This is a genomic window from Paenibacillus sp. J22P15 (genome assembly GCF_056269345.1).
In genome coordinates, this window is the sequence record NZ_JBWDNT010000004.1 from 16,886 (window position 1) to 33,394 (window position 16,509).

General features: G+C 43.5%; 13 protein-coding genes. 12 read left to right on the plus strand and 1 reads right to left on the minus strand.

Annotation, left to right across the window (positions count from 1 at the left end; genetic code table 11):
• The first annotated feature begins 21 nt into the window (after positions 1-21).
• The 3 genes from AC0YN6_RS11090 (at position 22) to AC0YN6_RS11100 (ending at position 3,199) form a co-directional block, all read left to right on the plus strand.
• Positions 22-1,293, plus strand: a complete 1,272-nt coding sequence (locus AC0YN6_RS11090; protein ID WP_475746889.1) for a glucuronate isomerase — start codon at positions 22-24, stop codon at positions 1,291-1,293.
• A 459-nt stretch (positions 1,294-1,752) separates the two neighbouring features.
• A complete protein-coding gene (locus tag AC0YN6_RS11095) occupies positions 1,753-2,133 on the plus strand; it encodes a VOC family protein (protein ID WP_475746890.1) in 381 nt (126 codons plus the stop codon).
• A 22-nt stretch (positions 2,134-2,155) separates the two neighbouring features.
• Positions 2,156-3,199 (plus strand): DUF1835 domain-containing protein, encoded by a 1,044-nt coding sequence (locus tag AC0YN6_RS11100; RefSeq protein ID WP_475746891.1) that lies wholly within the window; start codon positions 2,156-2,158, stop codon positions 3,197-3,199.
• A gap of 2 nt (positions 3,200-3,201) precedes the next feature.
• Here AC0YN6_RS11100 and AC0YN6_RS11105 read toward each other — a convergent pair whose 3' ends face one another.
• Positions 3,202-4,104 carry an AraC family transcriptional regulator gene (locus AC0YN6_RS11105; RefSeq protein ID WP_475746892.1) on the minus strand — a complete coding sequence of 301 codons (903 nt, stop codon included), beginning with the start codon at positions 4,102-4,104 and terminating at the stop codon, positions 3,202-3,204.
• A gap of 183 nt (positions 4,105-4,287) precedes the next feature.
• On the opposite strand from AC0YN6_RS11105, the gene AC0YN6_RS11110 reads away from it, so the two are divergent.
• From AC0YN6_RS11110 to AC0YN6_RS11150, 9 genes are all read left to right on the plus strand, one after another.
• Complete coding sequence (locus AC0YN6_RS11110; RefSeq protein ID WP_475746893.1) at positions 4,288-5,136, plus strand: phytanoyl-CoA dioxygenase family protein; 849 nt, start codon at positions 4,288-4,290, stop codon at positions 5,134-5,136.
• 310 nt (positions 5,137-5,446) lie between these two features.
• Positions 5,447-7,279 (plus strand): UbiD family decarboxylase, encoded by a 1,833-nt coding sequence (locus AC0YN6_RS11115; protein WP_475746894.1) that lies wholly within the window; start codon positions 5,447-5,449, stop codon positions 7,277-7,279.
• Positions 7,280-7,811: 532 nt separating this feature from the next.
• On the plus strand, positions 7,812-9,443 hold the full coding sequence (locus AC0YN6_RS11120) for an alkaline phosphatase D family protein (RefSeq protein ID WP_475746895.1): 1,632 nt from the start codon (positions 7,812-7,814) through the stop codon (positions 9,441-9,443).
• A 95-nt stretch (positions 9,444-9,538) separates the two neighbouring features.
• On the plus strand, positions 9,539-9,754 hold the full coding sequence (gene tatA / locus AC0YN6_RS11125; RefSeq protein ID WP_475746896.1) for a twin-arginine translocase TatA/TatE family subunit: 216 nt from the start codon (positions 9,539-9,541) through the stop codon (positions 9,752-9,754).
• Positions 9,755-9,973: 219 nt separating this feature from the next.
• Positions 9,974-12,304 carry a glycerophosphodiester phosphodiesterase family protein gene (locus tag AC0YN6_RS11130; RefSeq protein ID WP_475746897.1) on the plus strand — a complete coding sequence of 777 codons (2,331 nt, stop codon included), beginning with the start codon at positions 9,974-9,976 and terminating at the stop codon, positions 12,302-12,304.
• A 771-nt stretch (positions 12,305-13,075) separates the two neighbouring features.
• Positions 13,076-13,813 carry a phytanoyl-CoA dioxygenase family protein gene (locus AC0YN6_RS11135; protein ID WP_475746899.1) on the plus strand — a complete coding sequence of 246 codons (738 nt, stop codon included), beginning with the start codon at positions 13,076-13,078 and terminating at the stop codon, positions 13,811-13,813.
• A gap of 65 nt (positions 13,814-13,878) precedes the next feature.
• Entirely contained in the window at positions 13,879-14,733 is an 855-nt protein-coding gene (locus tag AC0YN6_RS11140) for a helix-turn-helix transcriptional regulator (RefSeq protein ID WP_475746900.1), read from the plus strand.
• A 319-nt stretch (positions 14,734-15,052) separates the two neighbouring features.
• A complete protein-coding gene (locus tag AC0YN6_RS11145; protein WP_475747462.1) occupies positions 15,053-15,832 on the plus strand; it encodes a squalene/phytoene synthase family protein in 780 nt (259 codons plus the stop codon).
• 168 nt (positions 15,833-16,000) lie between these two features.
• Positions 16,001-16,453, plus strand: coding sequence for a MarR family winged helix-turn-helix transcriptional regulator (locus AC0YN6_RS11150; RefSeq protein WP_475746901.1), 453 nt, complete (start codon positions 16,001-16,003; stop codon positions 16,451-16,453).
• Positions 16,454-16,509: the final 56 nt, after the last annotated feature.

The following is a 16,509-nucleotide window of genomic DNA, read 5'->3' on the forward strand; positions in this document are numbered from 1 at the left end:
AATGAAGAGGAGGAAATGAAAATGGAAACTCAAACTCAAGCTCAAACGGTTGTAAGTATGGCAAACCTTAAAGAAACAGTTGATCGCTTAGCACGAAGTATGCCTGTTACCGATATGCATACACATTTATATGCTCCGGAATTTGGCGATTTGCTCCTGTGGGGTATTGATGATCTGCTGACCTATCATTATTTGATTTCAGAGTCGTTCAGATGGTCAGAGGAGGAGTACAGCCATTTCTGGTCTATGACGAAGCGTGAACAAGCGGATTGGATATGGAAGCTATTATTCATAGATCATTCACCTGTAAGTGAGGCGGCAAGCGGATTCATTACGATTCTGGATCGTCTTGGACTCGATGTATCCTCTCGTAATTTAGACGATTACCGTCAGGCACTCGAGAAACGTACCGTAGAAGAGCAAGTAGACAAGGTGATGCAAATTGCTGGAATCGAGAAAATTGTGATGACGAACGACCCGTTTGATCCGGTTGAGCGTCCGATTTGGCAGTCAGGCAAAGGGAAAACAGATTCGCGTTTTTATGCGGCGCTGCGTGTTGATGCATTACTGAATGATTGGCAGCATGCTGTGGGTGAATTGCAAAGCTTAGGTTATGATGTATTGGCAGAGTGGACCGAGCGGACGAAGGAGGAAACAAGGCGTTTTCTCTCCGAATGGATTACTCGCATGGACGCTCTTTATCTTGCTGTATCTATGCCTGGCGATTTCAAATATCCAGCTGACGATCATCGAAGCAGGATGATTGATGAGGTTATGATTCCAGTATGCCAAGAGAAAAGCATTCCTTTTGCACTAATGATCGGTGTTCGTCGAAAGGTGAATCCTTCACTTGGGCTGGCAGGAGACATGAGCATGCTGTCTGACGTATCGGCAGTAGAAGCATTATGCCGCCGCTATCCAGAGCAGAAGTTTCTCATCACGATGCTGGCTAGAGAAAATCAGCACGAACTGACGGTACTCGCCCGTAAATTCCGTAATTTGATGATTTTTGGCTGCTGGTGGTTCCTTCACATTGAATCTATGGTAGAGGAAATGACGAGATTTCGCCTAGAGCTTCTAGGTACTTCAATGATTCCACAGCATTCAGACTGCCGTGTATTCGAGCAATTGATCTATAAATGGGAGCATTCTAGAAAAATTATTGGCAATGTGCTTGCTGAAAAATATGAAAAGCTGCTCCTAAGTGGTTGGACTGTTAAGGAAGAGGAAATTAAAAGGGATTTGGATGATATGTTGAATCAGAACTTCTGGCGCTTTCTCGGCAAGGTTTAATTGATGATGAAAGGGAATGTCTCCTTGGAGATCCATTGGCAAGGATAACTGATCCATAGTACATTCGATGTACATAAGAAACCTCTCTTTATTTAGAAATGGTTGGTAGTACTCCCATTCTAACAAGGGCAGGTTTCTTTTGCTTTAAAATTTTCAAGGTTCAACCAAACGGAGCAGGTCGAATGATTCTGGAGAAGCGCCAGCGGTGGCCTCTGTTCGCGGATTCCTTCCTCAGCCAATTCATTCTAGGAATCCGCGAACAACAGCGATCGGAAGAACATTCGACTGCGTAGGAATTTGTGAACCAAATTTGTTAGCAAGGGGCTATCCCATCGTCCGAAATATCGTCATTTTAAGAATACAAAAAAAGCGATGGATATCTTATCTTTTTTACTATAAAATGGAACTATAATTTGAAACTGTGTTTCATCAAATGAAACTATAAGGAGTGGAAGCGATATGGCTTATAATTTCTACGGTATTGATCATGTTCAACTGGCGGCTCCGGAAGGATGCGAAACAGAGGCTCGGCATTTTTTTAACGGCGTATTGGGTTGGACAGAGATTCCAAAACCTGAAATTTTAAAGAAGCGCGGCGGCGTGTGGTTTCAGTGCGGCACTCACCAAATACACATCGGAGTACAAAAGGATTTTGTTCCCGCTGCAAAAGCCCACCCCGCATTTCACGTACAGAACATAGATGAATTACGTCATTATTTGCGTGAAAATAACATTCAAGTCATTGATGATGAAGCAAGGATAGATGAAGGTGTGAAGAGATTTTATTTAAACGATCCATTTGGGAATCGTCTTGAGTTTTTAGAATGGCTTACAGCTTAAAGAAAAGAGAGGATGAATCGATATGGATAAAATGTTGGAGATACGCAAAGCGATTGATGAGCTGTCTTCAGAGGAGATGAGGTCAGCTCTTAGATTAATTATGTACCAAATTGATGCAGCCATGGATAATAAACAATTGGAAGAGAAGCTCTTCCACAGCTTGAAAGAATTATATAATGGTTTACTGCTTGCTCATAAAAAAGAGAATACTGGAGAACTGAATGCTGACGTCAATACGGTTCATATTATGTATGGCGAATCTGCGGCTGGAAGCTTGAAATATGCGATAAAGCAAATGGGAATAGCGGATACGAATAAAGTCGTCTCATTTAACGAAAGATATGCTATAGGCCCAATTTGGCATCTTCATGAGGAAGAGGGGAGAAAGAAAAGATACGAATGGTTAAGGAATCATATTAATGATGGCTGCGAAAGTTTAGATGATGATCTTGATGAGGAAGCCTCTCCTCAAAGCTTGATTGCAAAAATTCCAGCGCAAGCATCCATCGTATTATGGGTTGGCAACAATGCTCATGATTATGTTGGTTTGTGCTATACGATGTATTTGCTCAGACATTGCTTAAATAACGTTTTTGTATTTAATGCAGAGGATGCTTGCAGCAAAAGGTTCAATACTCCGGATTTGTTTATCGATTATGTGCATTTAGGAGAAATTCCAGTAGAGAAGCTGCAGGCTGTTTTTGGCGAATCGGTGGAGAGTGGTCCATTAACCATCGAAACAAGGGAGCTGCTGCAGCGTGAATGGTTAGAGCTTGCCGAGCAGCATGAGGTGCTGCGTATTTGGATCGAGAACAAGATGGTCTGCGTTCAAGAAGATTATTTGGACAGCTATTTATTAGAAACGGTAGAGAAGCTTCTGCAAAATAAACCGGATGGCGAATTTATTAAAGCTGCAAGAGTGGTAGGCGAGGCACTTGGCTACTGCGAACAATACATCGGAGATCAATATTTTGAATATAGATTGCGGCACCTCATCTACTCAGGGAAATTAGAAATCAAGGGAGTTCCTAAAGCGATGAGGTTTTATAGTGTGAGATTGAAATAAGCTTAGGTATTATTTTCAACATTAGATTTTGTTGATTGACGGTAGATGGTCGGCGTTTGACCTGTAAAACGTTTGAAAAAAATACTAAAGGTATGAATGGAAGAAAACTGAAGCTCATCAGCGATTTGTGAGATTGCTTTGGAAGTGTTTCGAAGCTCGGACTTCGCTTTATCCAAACATAGATGACGCACATATTCTCCAAGCGGAATACCTACGGAATTTTTGAATTCTCTTGCGAGATGCGAGCGGCTAATATGAATAGACTTGGCAAGCTGCTCAGGATCATAGTCATAGCGAACTTCTCGATGCAGCTGATTTATAATCGCAGTAATAGCATTGTTAAGCGGACGAGGAGGGGCCTCTGCTAATAACGACGGATCAAGAAAATTTCGCAATGCCGTTACTAGCAGCTGCTGAAACAAACCTTCGACCATGGGCAAGCTTAAATATGCTTTATTTTTAATTTCGGTTATCATATCCTCGAATAATGCTTTTACTCTGCCATCCTGATCATGTGCGATTCGTTGCAGTCCAATTCGATAAAACTCAGGATACAAATGATGCAGCCTCTCCAGATTAAACCCGATGTAATACAGCTTAAAGGGCAGCTGCTTTCCTGCTAATCCAAAGTGGATTTCGTCGGGTTTCGTTAGAAGAAGCTGGCCTTTCTGGACCTCGTAAAGTGTTTTATCGATTTTGTATTGACTGAATCCTTCATCTACGTAACACAATTCGAAATGATCATGATAATGGATTGACGTACTCCAGTTTTCATAATAGTTAACGCCAAGATAGTAGATATGGCTAGCTTCAGAATCGAAGGGCAAATCAATTCGGAACTCTCCGTCGTTATCAGTAACAAGATGCTGTTTGGGCGCTTCATTTTTTAAAGATTGATTTTCCATCAATTGAATCCCTCTTCTCAACTTCAAAACGATTTTCTTTGATTATACCTCTCCAATTATAAATTTCAAAATGTGAAGATGATCAAAAAATTTAAATCTATGCGCATATTCGAGAAATACATCGTATATTAACAGGACTATAATGAGCCTATATTTAAAATATGATTGTAAGAGGTGCTCCATATGTCTATTAATGGTCAACTAAAAGAAGAATGCCTTCCTAAACAGGAAGATATTAAATTTTTTGCTGAAAATGGGTATTGGCTTTCTCCTATTATCTTTTCTCAAGATGAGCTTGCGGAAATAATCGCTCATCAGGATCAATTATATCGCGGTGAATTTGAGACTGGTAGAGAGCCAGTATGCAACTGGCTAGAGGGAAAGGATAATCCGCGGGCTTTGAGGAAAACGGACAATTCACATTGGTCAGACAACACGCTGCGCAATGTAGCTGTAAATCCAACGATTGGCGGCATTGCCGCGTCACTGATGCAAACGGATACAATTAAGTTATTTCATGATCAACTGCTGTATAAGCCGGGAAGAGGTACAGGAAAAGAAACAGCAAATGTGGGATGGCACCAGGACTACGCTTACTGGCAATGCTGCGCAGGCCCAACTCTGATTACAGCTTGGGTAGCGTTCACGGATGTGGATGTATCAAATGGTTGTATACAGATGGTACCGCGGAGTCACAGATGGGGCTTGTTGAACGTGAATGATTTCTTTGAGCAAAATTTAGAGAAGCAGCAGGAAGCAATGGACATCCCGGAAAACGAAAAGTTTACAACAGAGCCTATAATAATGAAAGCCGGACAGGTCAGCTTCCATCATGCCCTCACTATTCACGGAAGCGGGCCCAATTCAACGGATCAAGCACGCCGCTCGATGGCGGTTCATCTTATGACGGGTGATACCCGCTACAAATATGATGCTAAAGGCAACTTTCATTTTAATGCACAAATGATGAATGGAAGAGAAGGAGAAGCATATTCGGGCGAAGCTTGGCCGGTACTTTACTCTGCCAAATAATAATGAAAAAGGCCATGTATTTCAACGGAAGTTGAGATGCAAGGCCTTTTTTCCTTTTTTCACTATATAGAGGAGCAATTCATTGGTATGAACCGAATGTTTGTTGAACTGCGAACAAACAAATGGCTGTCCAGCTATACTTTTATAGTTGAGAAAGTATATAATCATTACATAAACTTTTTTAATAAGTCCATTAAAATACGCCATTTATGGCGTTTTTTTATTTTATTTGCGAAAGCATAACGGTAAATTGACTTAAGCTTTTGTTGAAGTTTGAACAACCTATTAGTTGAAGATTGGAGCTATTCAAATGTATCGAAATTTAGAACAATGTGTTATTGATTTGGAGAAAAACGGTCATTTGGTTCGTATAAAAGAAGAAGTGGATCCCTATCTTGAAATGGCTGCTATTCATATGAAGGTTTATGAGGCTGGCGGTCCTGCTTTGTTGTTCGAGAATGTAAAAGGCTCGAAATTCCGGGCTGTATCTAATCTCTTTGGCACGGTAGAACGCAGCAAGTTTATTTTTCGTCAGACATGGGATTCGGTGCAGAGTGTAATGGCTTTGCGGAACGATCCGATGAAGGCATTAAAAAATCCTCTTAAAAATATCGGAAACGGTTTGGCAGCAATGAGAGCTCTGCCGATTAAGAAATCGGGAAGCTTACCCGTTACCGCACAGGAAATTCAAATCTCGGATCTTCCGCTTATTCAAAGCTGGCCAATGGATGGCGGTGCCTTCGTCACACTGCCGCAGGTGTATACAGAAGATCCGGACAAGCCGGGTATTATGAATTCTAATTTGGGCATGTACCGTGTTCAGCTGAGCGGCAACGATTATGAATTGAATAAAGAGATTGGCGTGCATTATCAGATTCATCGCGGAATTGGAGTTCATCAGGACAAAACGAACAAAAAAGGTGTCCCTCTAAAAGTAAGCTGTTTTGTAGGCGGGCCTCCTGCACATACCTTGGCAGCTGTAATGCCGTTGCCGGAAGGACTGTCGGAGATGACCATTGCTGGCTTGCTTTCCGGACATCGTTTCCGCTACAGCTATGTCGATGGTTTCTGCATCAGTAATGATGCTGATTTTGTAATTACAGGAGAAATCCACCAAGGCGAGACTAAACCGGAGGGTCCATTTGGAGATCATCTAGGCTATTATAGCCTTACCCATCCCTTTCCGTTAATGAAGGTGCATAAAGTGTATGCGAAGCCTAATGCGATATGGCCGTTTACTGTTGTCGGTCGGCCGCCGCAGGAGGATACGGCATTTGGAGACCTTATTCATGAATTGACAGGCGACGCGATTAAACAAGAGATTCCAGGTGTAAAAGAGGTTCATGCTGTAGATGCTGCGGGTGTGCATCCATTGCTATTTGCAATAGGAAGCGAACGCTACACGCCATATCAACAGGTTAAGCAGCCTGCTGAATTGTTAACGATCGCCAATCGTATTTTAGGCACGGGACAGCTCAGTTTAGCCAAATATTTATTTATTACTGCAGAAGATAATATACCTTTGGATACGCATCATGAAGTAGAGTTTTTGAGCTACATACTTGAGCGTATCGATCTTCATCGCGACATTCATTTTTATACCAATACGACTATCGATACTCTTGATTATTCCGGTACGGGATTAAACAGCGGCAGTAAGGTCGTTATCGCAGCTTATGGTGATAAGAAGAGGGAATTATGCACTGAAGTGCCTGAGGAATTAAGGGGATTGCGTGGATTTGAGCATGCCCGGCTAGTAATGCCCGGCATTGTAGTTATTCAAGGTCCTAAATTTAATAGCTATGCTGTTGCAAAACAGGAAATGCAAGCGCTATGTGAAGCAATTCAAGATAAGGGTCCTATTCCTTCATGTCCGATGATCATCATTGGTGATGATAGTAGATTTATAAGTGAGACAATGAAGAACTTCCTTTGGGTTACCTTCACTCGCAGCAATCCGTCACATGATATGTATGGCGTGAACAGCCATTATGAGAACAAGCATTGGGCTTGTGATAATGTAATTATTGATGCTCGCAGTAAACCGCATCAGGCTCCTCCTTTGATACCAGATCCTTCGGTCGAGAAGAACATTGAGCGATTATTTGTCAAAGGAGCTAGCTTAGGCGGAGTGAAAATATAGTGAAGAAGGACACGTCTCATTGAGATGTGTCTTTTTTTGTTTGTAAAAATTAATAAAATGATCGAAATTATCATAAAAGCCTGTGAAAGCGATCACTCCGATGCGGGAAGACTATCGAGCTGTTAAGCAGCCGTGATTTGTATTGGGAAGGAGAGCCGAAACATTATGAGTAGGGCTAACAATCTAGCGACTTCTAATGTATGTTTTGTAAATATTGGTGAAAGAAAACGGCCATATTTTTTCAACGCTTTATAGGTCCCTTTATGTCATTTGAACCATTCTCCACCTGCTCGAAAAGTTGTCACAGTAGTTACATAGACCGACAAAATGCCTAAATTTTTGATTCTCTCCCTCATATACATACAATTAATTTCGAAATAAATCCATAAAATACCAAAAGTATCTGGAATTTATTTTCATATTTCTTCATTATAGCTTAGTACGGGGTTGACACTAGTTTAATACATAAACGATTTAATAGAATAGATCACAAATCGATTTAATAGACCCAAATTAAAAGGAGTCGATAAAATTGGACAAGGAACAACTATTCAATGATCTGGAAAAACGCTTGCTGGAAGGCAAGATGGATCGCCGCGGTTTTTTACAAAAGGCAGGTACATTCGCCGCGGTCGCCGCGGGATTGGCGATTACCGGTTCACTGCCGACCGGCAAGGTTGAAGCCGCGCCGCAATTTTCATCCTATCCGTTTACGCTCGGTGTCGCTTCCGGAGATCCGCTTCCGGACGGTGTCGTCTTGTGGACCCGTCTTGCCCCCGACCCGATTGCAGGCGGAGGAATGCCCGGCCGCAATTTCCATGTAAAATGGGAGGTGGCTTCCGACGAAGAGTTCCATCATGTCGTGAAACGGGGTAACGAAGTCGCAACTCCGGAGCTTGCACATTCCGTCCATGCCGAGGTTAAGGGGCTAAAGCCGGATCGTTGGTATTACTACCGTTTCATGGCCGGCAAAGAAATCAGTCCGGTCGGTAAAACTAAGACACTGCCGGTAGCCGACTCTTCGCCTGAACGGCTGCGTTTTGCGGTCGCATCTTGTCAGAACTGGCAGGACGGTTACTTTAACGCGCACCGGCACCTGGCCGAGGAAGACGTCGCGTTTGTCGTCTTCCTGGGCGACTACATCTATGAAAGCCCGCCGAGGACCACAGCCGTCCGCACCCATGAAGGAACGGGCGAGCCGTTTACCTTGGCGGAATATCGCAATCGGCACGCGCAGTACCGCACCGATCCGAACTTGCAGACCGCTCATGCGGCTTGTCCGTGGATCGTGACGCTGGACGATCATGAAATCGACAATAACTGGGCGGATGAGATTCCGCAGGATCCCGATCGCCAAACCATGGAAGCCTTTCTGGAACGCCGGATCGCCGCCTTGCAGGCTTATTATGAACATATGCCGCTGAGACGGTCCGCCTTGCCGAGTGGCCCGGACATGCTGCTTTACCGCAGATTTGCGTTCGGCGACCTGCTGGAAATGAACGTACTGGACACCCGCCAATACCGTACCGATCAGCCGAGTACCATTGAAGGGGCTAATGATCCGGCCGCCTCGTTGACCGGTGAAGCGCAGGAGCAGTGGCTTCTGGCCGGTCTGACTGCGTCGCGCGCCCGCTGGAATGTGATTGCCCAACAGGTCATGATCGCGCAGAACGACCGCGTTGCTGGTCCGGAAGAGAGATTCGATTTGGACAACTGGGACGGTTACCGGGTTCAGCGGAGCCGCATACTGAACTTTTTGCATGAACGGCGCATTTCCAACCCGATCGTATTGACCGGAGACCGGCACTGCACCTGGGTCAGCGATCTCAAAACGGATTTCTACAATCCGGATTCGCCGACCGTCGGTTCGGAGTTCACCGTAACGTCGATGACGTCCGGCGGCAATGGGAATCCGGCGGATTTCCACAAAACGTACGATCCGATCAAAGCGGAGAGCCCGCATTGGAAATTCATTGACAATCAACGCGGCTACTTCATTTTCGACGTAAACCGAGAACGCATGCTAACCGAACTGCGACTCGTGTCCGACGTTCTCCGGCCGGTCGGCTCCACCATCTCCACGTTCCAGCAGTTTATCGTGGAAAACGGCCGTGTGGGTGTACAACCGGGAGATACACTTTTGGTCCAGCCGATAAATGGTTAGTCTGTACAAATAATATGAAACACGCGTAACCTATATAAAATGATCAGCCACGGGTTAAGCCGTGGCTGAATTCTATCCACGAAGGAGTCACGGATATGCCTTTCGGTAACATTGGAATCGGCGGTTTGATTTTGATCTTGATGATCGCACTGATTATTTTTGGACCTTCCAAGCTTCCGGAGTTGGGAAAAGCATTCGGTCGCACATTGAATGAATTTAAGGGTGCGACGCGCGGACTCGTTAACGGCGATACGGAGGATGAGAAGAAGAGCGATATGGAGTCTTCGAAGTCGTCTGTAGAGGTTAACTAGTAGCATGGGTTCGGACAGCAATACACAGATGAATATAGTGGAACACGATTACGCCACCGGATATTTTATCCGTTCTGGTGGTAACCGTACCTCTGTTCTTTCTGTACGAAATCAGCATCGCGATATCAAAGGTTGTGTACCAGTCCTACGAATAACTGCATTAGTTTACTATTTTCATAGGAAACGCATTTATGAATTACATTATAAAGGAGACTAGTAATGACTCAGACATTCACGGGAAAGTCAAAGAAAGTTGCAGCTGTTCTAGTATCGGCAAGTATTTTTGGAAGTATATGGATGACTCCGGTTGACAGTTTAACAAAGGTTCATGCCGCGGAGCAGGCTATCACAGAGGAGAATTTCAATCAAATCGCCAACGGGTCGCTGCCTGCCGGCTGGAAGCTTGTACAGGGAGATGCCAAAGTTGCGGACGGCAAACTTGTGTTAACTTCCCTTTCTTCCGCCACTCCTGCCAGAGTGGTGATTCCTTTAGGAAATCAATCGGGAAATTACGTTTTTGAAGCCGATATGACATTTCAAAGCGCTGTTGAAGACAGCCGATGGGCTTCGTTGATGTACCGAGTACAGCCTAATTCTTATCCGTATTATCAATCTGCCATGCGCAGAGGTACAACGGCGATGAACGGGATAGAGTTTGCCATTCGCAATGAAAGCAATCAATGGGTCGTGCCGGAAACGAATTTTTATCCGGAAAATATGGCTTTCAATAAAACATATCATGTCAAAGTGATTGCAAGCAGCAATCGTGTCCAGCAGTTTATCGACGGACAGCTTGTGATCGATACGGATCAAGCCGGGAAATGGGCAAACGGAGATGTTGGATTTCAAGCAAGCGGAGTGACGGTTCAATTCGATAATGTAAAGGTAAATTCAAATCCGAATGAGCTTCCGCCTTTAGCGCAAACGAATGCTTTTCTTCCGAAAGAAGCAACAACGAATATTGTGAACCCTCCCACGATCATTTCGCAATCCGCTGCACAAGAAGGGGTATCTTCGATTATGCTGCAGGCGAAGCGCAACGGTCAGGGACAATGGACTGTTGACGAGGCACCTATTGAACAAGCTTTGGAAAGCCTAAAGGGCAAATTCATCCCCGTTATTCAGGTGGAAGAACATGCGAATATTGAAGATCTCGCGAATATCATGAAAGAAACACAGACGCAGGATTTCCAGATTTTATCGAGCAATCTCGCCATCGTGAAAGAAATGCGCAGCTTCATTAGAACTGCTCGCGGCGCCCTTCTTTATAACAAATCATCCTTCAATAAGAATGATATGGCCGCATTCGTACGTGACATTCATGATAGTGATGCGATGGTTGCGGTAGTGCCGCAAAAAAATCTGAGCCCTGATGCGGTCCATTATTTGCATAGCCGAGCGATCTCTGTTTGGGGAAGCGGCGCAGAGGATATACAAGCCGCCCATGCGCTTATTCATTTCGGTGTGGATGGAATCGTAACAGAAAAGCCATCAGCCTCTATCGATGCACTCGGTCAATATCCGGAAAACACGCTTGTGCAGCGTCCGGTCGTTGCGGCGCATCGCGGCGTACCATCCCTTGTGCCTGAAAATACGATGGCATCTTATCGGAAGGCTTATGAATTAGGTGCGGATATGATCGAGACAGACTTACAATTGACGAAGGACGGCAAGCTGATCATCATGCATGACTATACTGTGGATCGGACAACGAACGGATCGGGCTATGTAAAAGATTTAACGCTTGAACAGATCCGTGCATTGGATGCCGGCATCAAATTCAGTTCTGAATTCCAAGGTGAAAAGGTGCCTACCTTTGAAGAGTATTTATATGAGTTTAAGGGAAAAGATGTCGTTCTGCTTGTTGAATTGAAAGCGAGCGGCCTAGAGAAGCAAGTGATGCAGGAAATCGAGCAAGCTGGAATGATCGATAACGTAGTGATTCAAAGCTTTGATGCCAATCATATCAGGAACATCCGCAGTCTCAATCGTGAAGTAGGCACCGGTTTTCTTTACTCGGCAGGCGTCCCGTCTACGATAGACAGCAAGCTGAAAAAGGCCCAGCAAATGATGCAGTACGGCGCCACCATGAACGCGACATTGAACGCGAACTACGGTAGTCTGTATCCGGAATTCATTCAGTACATGCGCCAGCGCGGGTTCCTGAATATGCACTGGACGTTCAGAGACGAGAATTCATTTGGAGAAGCCTTGGAGGCCGGCGTTATCGGACCGATCACGGACTACACGCAGTGGCTGACGGAAGCGCCGATACGTCTTGAAATCCCGAATAAAAAAGTGAATCTGAAAGTCGGAAAATCGGCGGAAATTCATGTGAAATCCCGTGTGAGCTATCGTGTGGACAAAACGGAAAAAATCCCGACGACTCTATTTGTGATCAGTGGAGAAACTAAGGTAAAAATCGAAGGCAATACCATTCAGGCTATTGAGCCTGGAACGGTGTATGTGTTTGCGAAGCATACGTTCCAAATGCTCGGGAAGGAATGGCATATTGTGTCTGAGCCTGTTGAAGTCACGATTACGAAATAAATAGTATAAATAAATGCCCCTCTTTCAAACGGAGGGGCATTTGCTTATGAGGCTAATTTTAAGAGGTAAGTGATTCTCCATAGAGGGAGGATTATTTAATCACTTGACGAATACTTCATTGAATTAATTGCAAAATTCATAATAAAGACATTATAAGAATTTCCCTCAAAACACCGTGGTAATCGATAAATTTGCACAAGGTCACAATACCAGCGGATGTTTGGAAACGCTTGAACGGCTTCCTGAAGCTTGGTATAAAGCACTTCCTGAAGAAGATTACAGCGTGACAATGGTGTGAACAGGTAGAAGAGGATGCGAGAGAAGAAAGGCTATCGATGATTCGCCGACTCGACTGGTAAAGTTATTTTCTCTTCGGGTGAGCCTCCGGAAACTCAGAAAAAGAGCACTTCAAAAATAAATAAAAATGTAACGATAGATGATAAACACAAACATATAGAAGATACACTGCCTCAGCAAAATTGGACATTAATAGCTGAGGTGCCTCTTACGATTATTGAGCAGGAAGCTATGGTGTTTCGATATTTAGCCGTATCGGCATTGGAACAACGGTTCACATCCGGATTCCAGCGAGAAAGAGGAAGCTAATGATGCAAAAAGACGTTTCGAGCATAGCAGGATGAACAAAGAAAGTCTGGCACCATAAGATCTGAAGATATGCATACTTTTTCCGATAGGATAAGAAGTAAGTTTATTCTCCCTCCGTTATGATCATTTCAGAGGAATAAACCTTATTTAGCGGAGGGGATTTAAATGTCGATTAGTACATTAACGGAGCAAGAGGTTGAATTTTATAAGAGCAATGGTTATGCGCTTCATAAAAAACAAATATTTAGCCTCGAGATGATGAGTGAGTTGACGAATATTTTTGAGGAGCAATGGGAATTGGTTGGCAGGAGGCTAAACAGCGAGCTGGATACACCCCATTTTCGGGATGAACGGCTGCTCAAGTTTCTTTTAAGCGACGAAGTATTGGATCTTGTAGAGCCGTTGATTGGTCCTAATATTGGTCTTTGGTCCAGCCATTTCATCTGTAAAGAGCCGTTGATCGGCAGACAAACGCCATGGCATGAAGATTCTGCCTATTGGAAAGGAAGACTTAGCCGCTTCGATAACATTGTGACAGTGTGGCTTGCTATTGATCGCAGCTCCAAAGAAAATGGATGTATGCGCGTTATCCCGGGAACGCATAACAATGGTTTCTCCGAATACGAGCAAGTCGATGGCAATGCCAATATTTTTGATACGGAAATACGCAATCAGGATGACTCCAAGGCCGTTTATTTCGAGCTTGAGCCAGGTGAGTGCTCCTTACACGATTCTCGTATTATTCATGGAGCAGCTGCGAACAAGAGCGAGTTCCGTCGCTGCGGCTATACGATGCGTTACTTCTCCACGGAGGCGCAGGTAATTACGGAAAAAAATGAGAACCACAAAGTCTGGCTTGCTCGCGGAAAAGATTTAGCCGGCAATCCATTCGTCAATGTATAATAGACTAACAGAATGACAGGATTGGTTTAACGAATACGACTCAATTCAAGATGGGGGGAGCTAGCATGAAGTATGAATTAACTCCTGAGAGGCTATTAGGCAAAAACTTTATGTCCTTGTCTTCCCCTTATCAGATTTATAAACATGTCATTGACAGTAAAATTGCTACCCATTGGCATGATTTTTTTGAAATGGGTTTTGTTGTATCGGGCACAGGAACACATGTCATAAACGGACAGTCATTTCCTTTAGAGAGAGGTATGACTTTTCTGCTGACAACCGCTGATTTCCATGAAATCATTCCGGATGAGGGTCAAACGATCCATTTGTTTAATCTTATTTTCGAAGAGTCATTCATTCGTCTCGAGCTGACAGAAATGTTATTTGAACAAGTATCACTACGTCTACATACTTATCATGGTGATAGCGCCTATGAGATTGAGACTGAGTTCAGTCGTATTTGGAATGAATCGCAGATGTGGCAGTTAGGAAGCAGCATGCTCGTTCAAGGAAGCTTCGAAAGAATACTCATTCAGCTTTATAGAAATACGGGTCACCAGCCGTTACTGGACGATTATGCGACGATAAGCACGATCCCTTCTTCCATAAGAAAATCGATCATATATATTCAACATCACTTTCGTGAACCGATTTCGTTAGATGAAATAGCTAAATATGCTGGCATTTCCGCTAATTATTTTAGTGAATGCTTTCGGAAATATATGGGCATATCCTTTCAAGAGCATCTTCAAGGAAAAAGACTTCAGTTCGCTTCTGCGTTGCTCAGCAGTTCCATTTTACCTATTACAGAAGTATGCTATGCCGCTGGCTTCAATACTTTGCCTAACTTTGAAAGAGCGTTTAAAAAGAAGTATGAGAAGTCGCCTCGTGAATTTAGAAGAAAATATGTGAATAACTGAATGATAACCGATCGTACCAATTAATAGATACTCCATAATTCTTAATGGATTTACACGGCTGCCCAAATGATAACGCTCAGATTAGAGTGTTATCATTCGGGCATTTTGTGTTTAAGTATAGAAATCACTCGAATAGTTGTATAATTACGCCATTTGCCTCCAATATTAAGGATGAGGATACAGGTTCTGCCTAAATTAAACGGTTAAATCGCAGTTGCGGTGCACATCTAAAACTATGTATGGTATTATATTATTAACGAGTAAAACAAGCTAAAAGTAAAGCTGCCATAATGAAGGAGTTTTTATTTTGAATGATGCGATGATCATGTTAAAGCAAACGAGTCGTACTTTTTATATTCCCATCAGCCGGTTGAAGGCAGGTTTGAAAGAAGCGGTTGCATCCGCTTACTTGTGTATGAGGGCAATTGATGAAATTGAAGATCATGAAACACTATCAGATGATTTGAAAGTGGAATTATTGCTTGGAGTTCATGATGCGTTTCAATCCAATGATGCTATTAACGAATCGCAAAAGCTACTTTCGCCTTATCGAGATCAACTACCGGATGTTACGATGCAAATCCATGAATGGGCTGCGCTTTGTCCTCCGACTGTCAGAGATGTCGTTTTTCATAATACGGCGAAAATGTCTAAGCAGATGGCAGATTGGGTTCATGAGAAATGGAGTATTCGTACAGAAGAGGATTTGGATAACTACACCTATAGTGTTGCCGGTATGGTAGGGGAAATGCTGTCTGACATATGGTTTTGGCATGATGGTACGAAATCAGACCGAATAAAAGCAGTTGCTTTCGGCAGAGGCTTACAAGCTGTAAATATTTTGCGGAACCGCAAAGAGGATTTGGAACGGGGCGTTGACTTTTACCCTGATGGCTGGGGATCGAAAGAAATGATTAAGTATACGCGCCGTAATTTAAAGCTGGCGGACTCTTATATATTAGATTTAAAGGGCGGACCTGCTCTTGAATTTTGCAAAATCCCGCTTACGCTGGCGCATGCTACCATTAATCTAATCGCTGTTGGCGGGAATAAGCTGACACGAGATGCGGTTATGAAGCTTGTAGGAAGTATCAACTAACGAGATAGCTTACTAAATAAAAGCAAAGCCCCTGTGAGGACAGAGGCTTTGCTTTTATTTGTTAGCAAGCTTGCATTTTGCTTTGCCTTATTTTTAAAATTGACAAAAGTTGCTCCACGGTCGTATTATTAGTTTGAATTCAAACTAGTTTGAGGCGGTGTGCTCTATATGGGGAAAGATCATTACAATACTCGGTTTCCTTGGGAGCAAGAGGATAGCAGTACTTTGCTTATTAAGATGGCTTTTACTTCGATACGGCGTGAGATTGAAACTGCGCTTCGACCGCTGGGACTAACACCTCAGCAATCACAGTCTCTCCATTTGCTGTCGGTAAAGCCTGGTGCAATGAACGCTGATTTAGAGAAGCTTCTTTTTATAGACAAATCGAGTGTAACCAGCTTGATAAATGGGATGGTGAAACGCGGTTGGGTCGTTCGGCGCGCTCATGATTCGGATGCAAGAATGAGAAGAATTTATATGACTGATCAGGGTGTAGAGATGTATCAGAAAGCTTCCAGTGCTGTTGAACAAGCAAAAAATAAATCGAACCAACTGTTAACAGCGGATGAAACTAAGCACCTTCATGCTTTACTCCGAAAAATAATTATGGCGTACGAGTAAGGGAGTTCGCGTGAAGGTTGTCTTTTTTTGAACATATCGTTTGAATTCAAACAATG

Bases quoted from the DNA above. Each gene is read 5' to 3' on its own strand.
- AC0YN6_RS11090 (WP_475746889.1), top strand. From the start codon at position 22: ATGGAAACTCAAACTCAAGCTCAAACGGTTGTAAGTATGGCAAACCTT.
- AC0YN6_RS11095 (WP_475746890.1), top strand. From the start codon at position 1,753: ATGGCTTATAATTTCTACGGTATTGATCATGTTCAACTGGCGGCTCCG.
- AC0YN6_RS11100 (WP_475746891.1), top strand. From the start codon at position 2,156: ATGGATAAAATGTTGGAGATACGCAAAGCGATTGATGAGCTGTCTTCA.
- AC0YN6_RS11105 (WP_475746892.1), bottom strand. From the start codon at position 4,104: ATGGAAAATCAATCTTTAAAAAATGAAGCGCCCAAACAGCATCTTGTT.
- AC0YN6_RS11110 (WP_475746893.1), top strand. From the start codon at position 4,288: ATGTCTATTAATGGTCAACTAAAAGAAGAATGCCTTCCTAAACAGGAA.
- AC0YN6_RS11115 (WP_475746894.1), top strand. From the start codon at position 5,447: ATGTATCGAAATTTAGAACAATGTGTTATTGATTTGGAGAAAAACGGT.
- tatA (WP_475746896.1), top strand. From the start codon at position 9,539: ATGCCTTTCGGTAACATTGGAATCGGCGGTTTGATTTTGATCTTGATG.
- AC0YN6_RS11130 (WP_475746897.1), top strand. From the start codon at position 9,974: ATGACTCAGACATTCACGGGAAAGTCAAAGAAAGTTGCAGCTGTTCTA.
- AC0YN6_RS11135 (WP_475746899.1), top strand. From the start codon at position 13,076: ATGTCGATTAGTACATTAACGGAGCAAGAGGTTGAATTTTATAAGAGC.
- AC0YN6_RS11140 (WP_475746900.1), top strand. From the start codon at position 13,879: ATGAAGTATGAATTAACTCCTGAGAGGCTATTAGGCAAAAACTTTATG.
- AC0YN6_RS11145 (WP_475747462.1), top strand. From the start codon at position 15,053: ATGATCATGTTAAAGCAAACGAGTCGTACTTTTTATATTCCCATCAGC.
- AC0YN6_RS11150 (WP_475746901.1), top strand. From the start codon at position 16,001: ATGGGGAAAGATCATTACAATACTCGGTTTCCTTGGGAGCAAGAGGAT.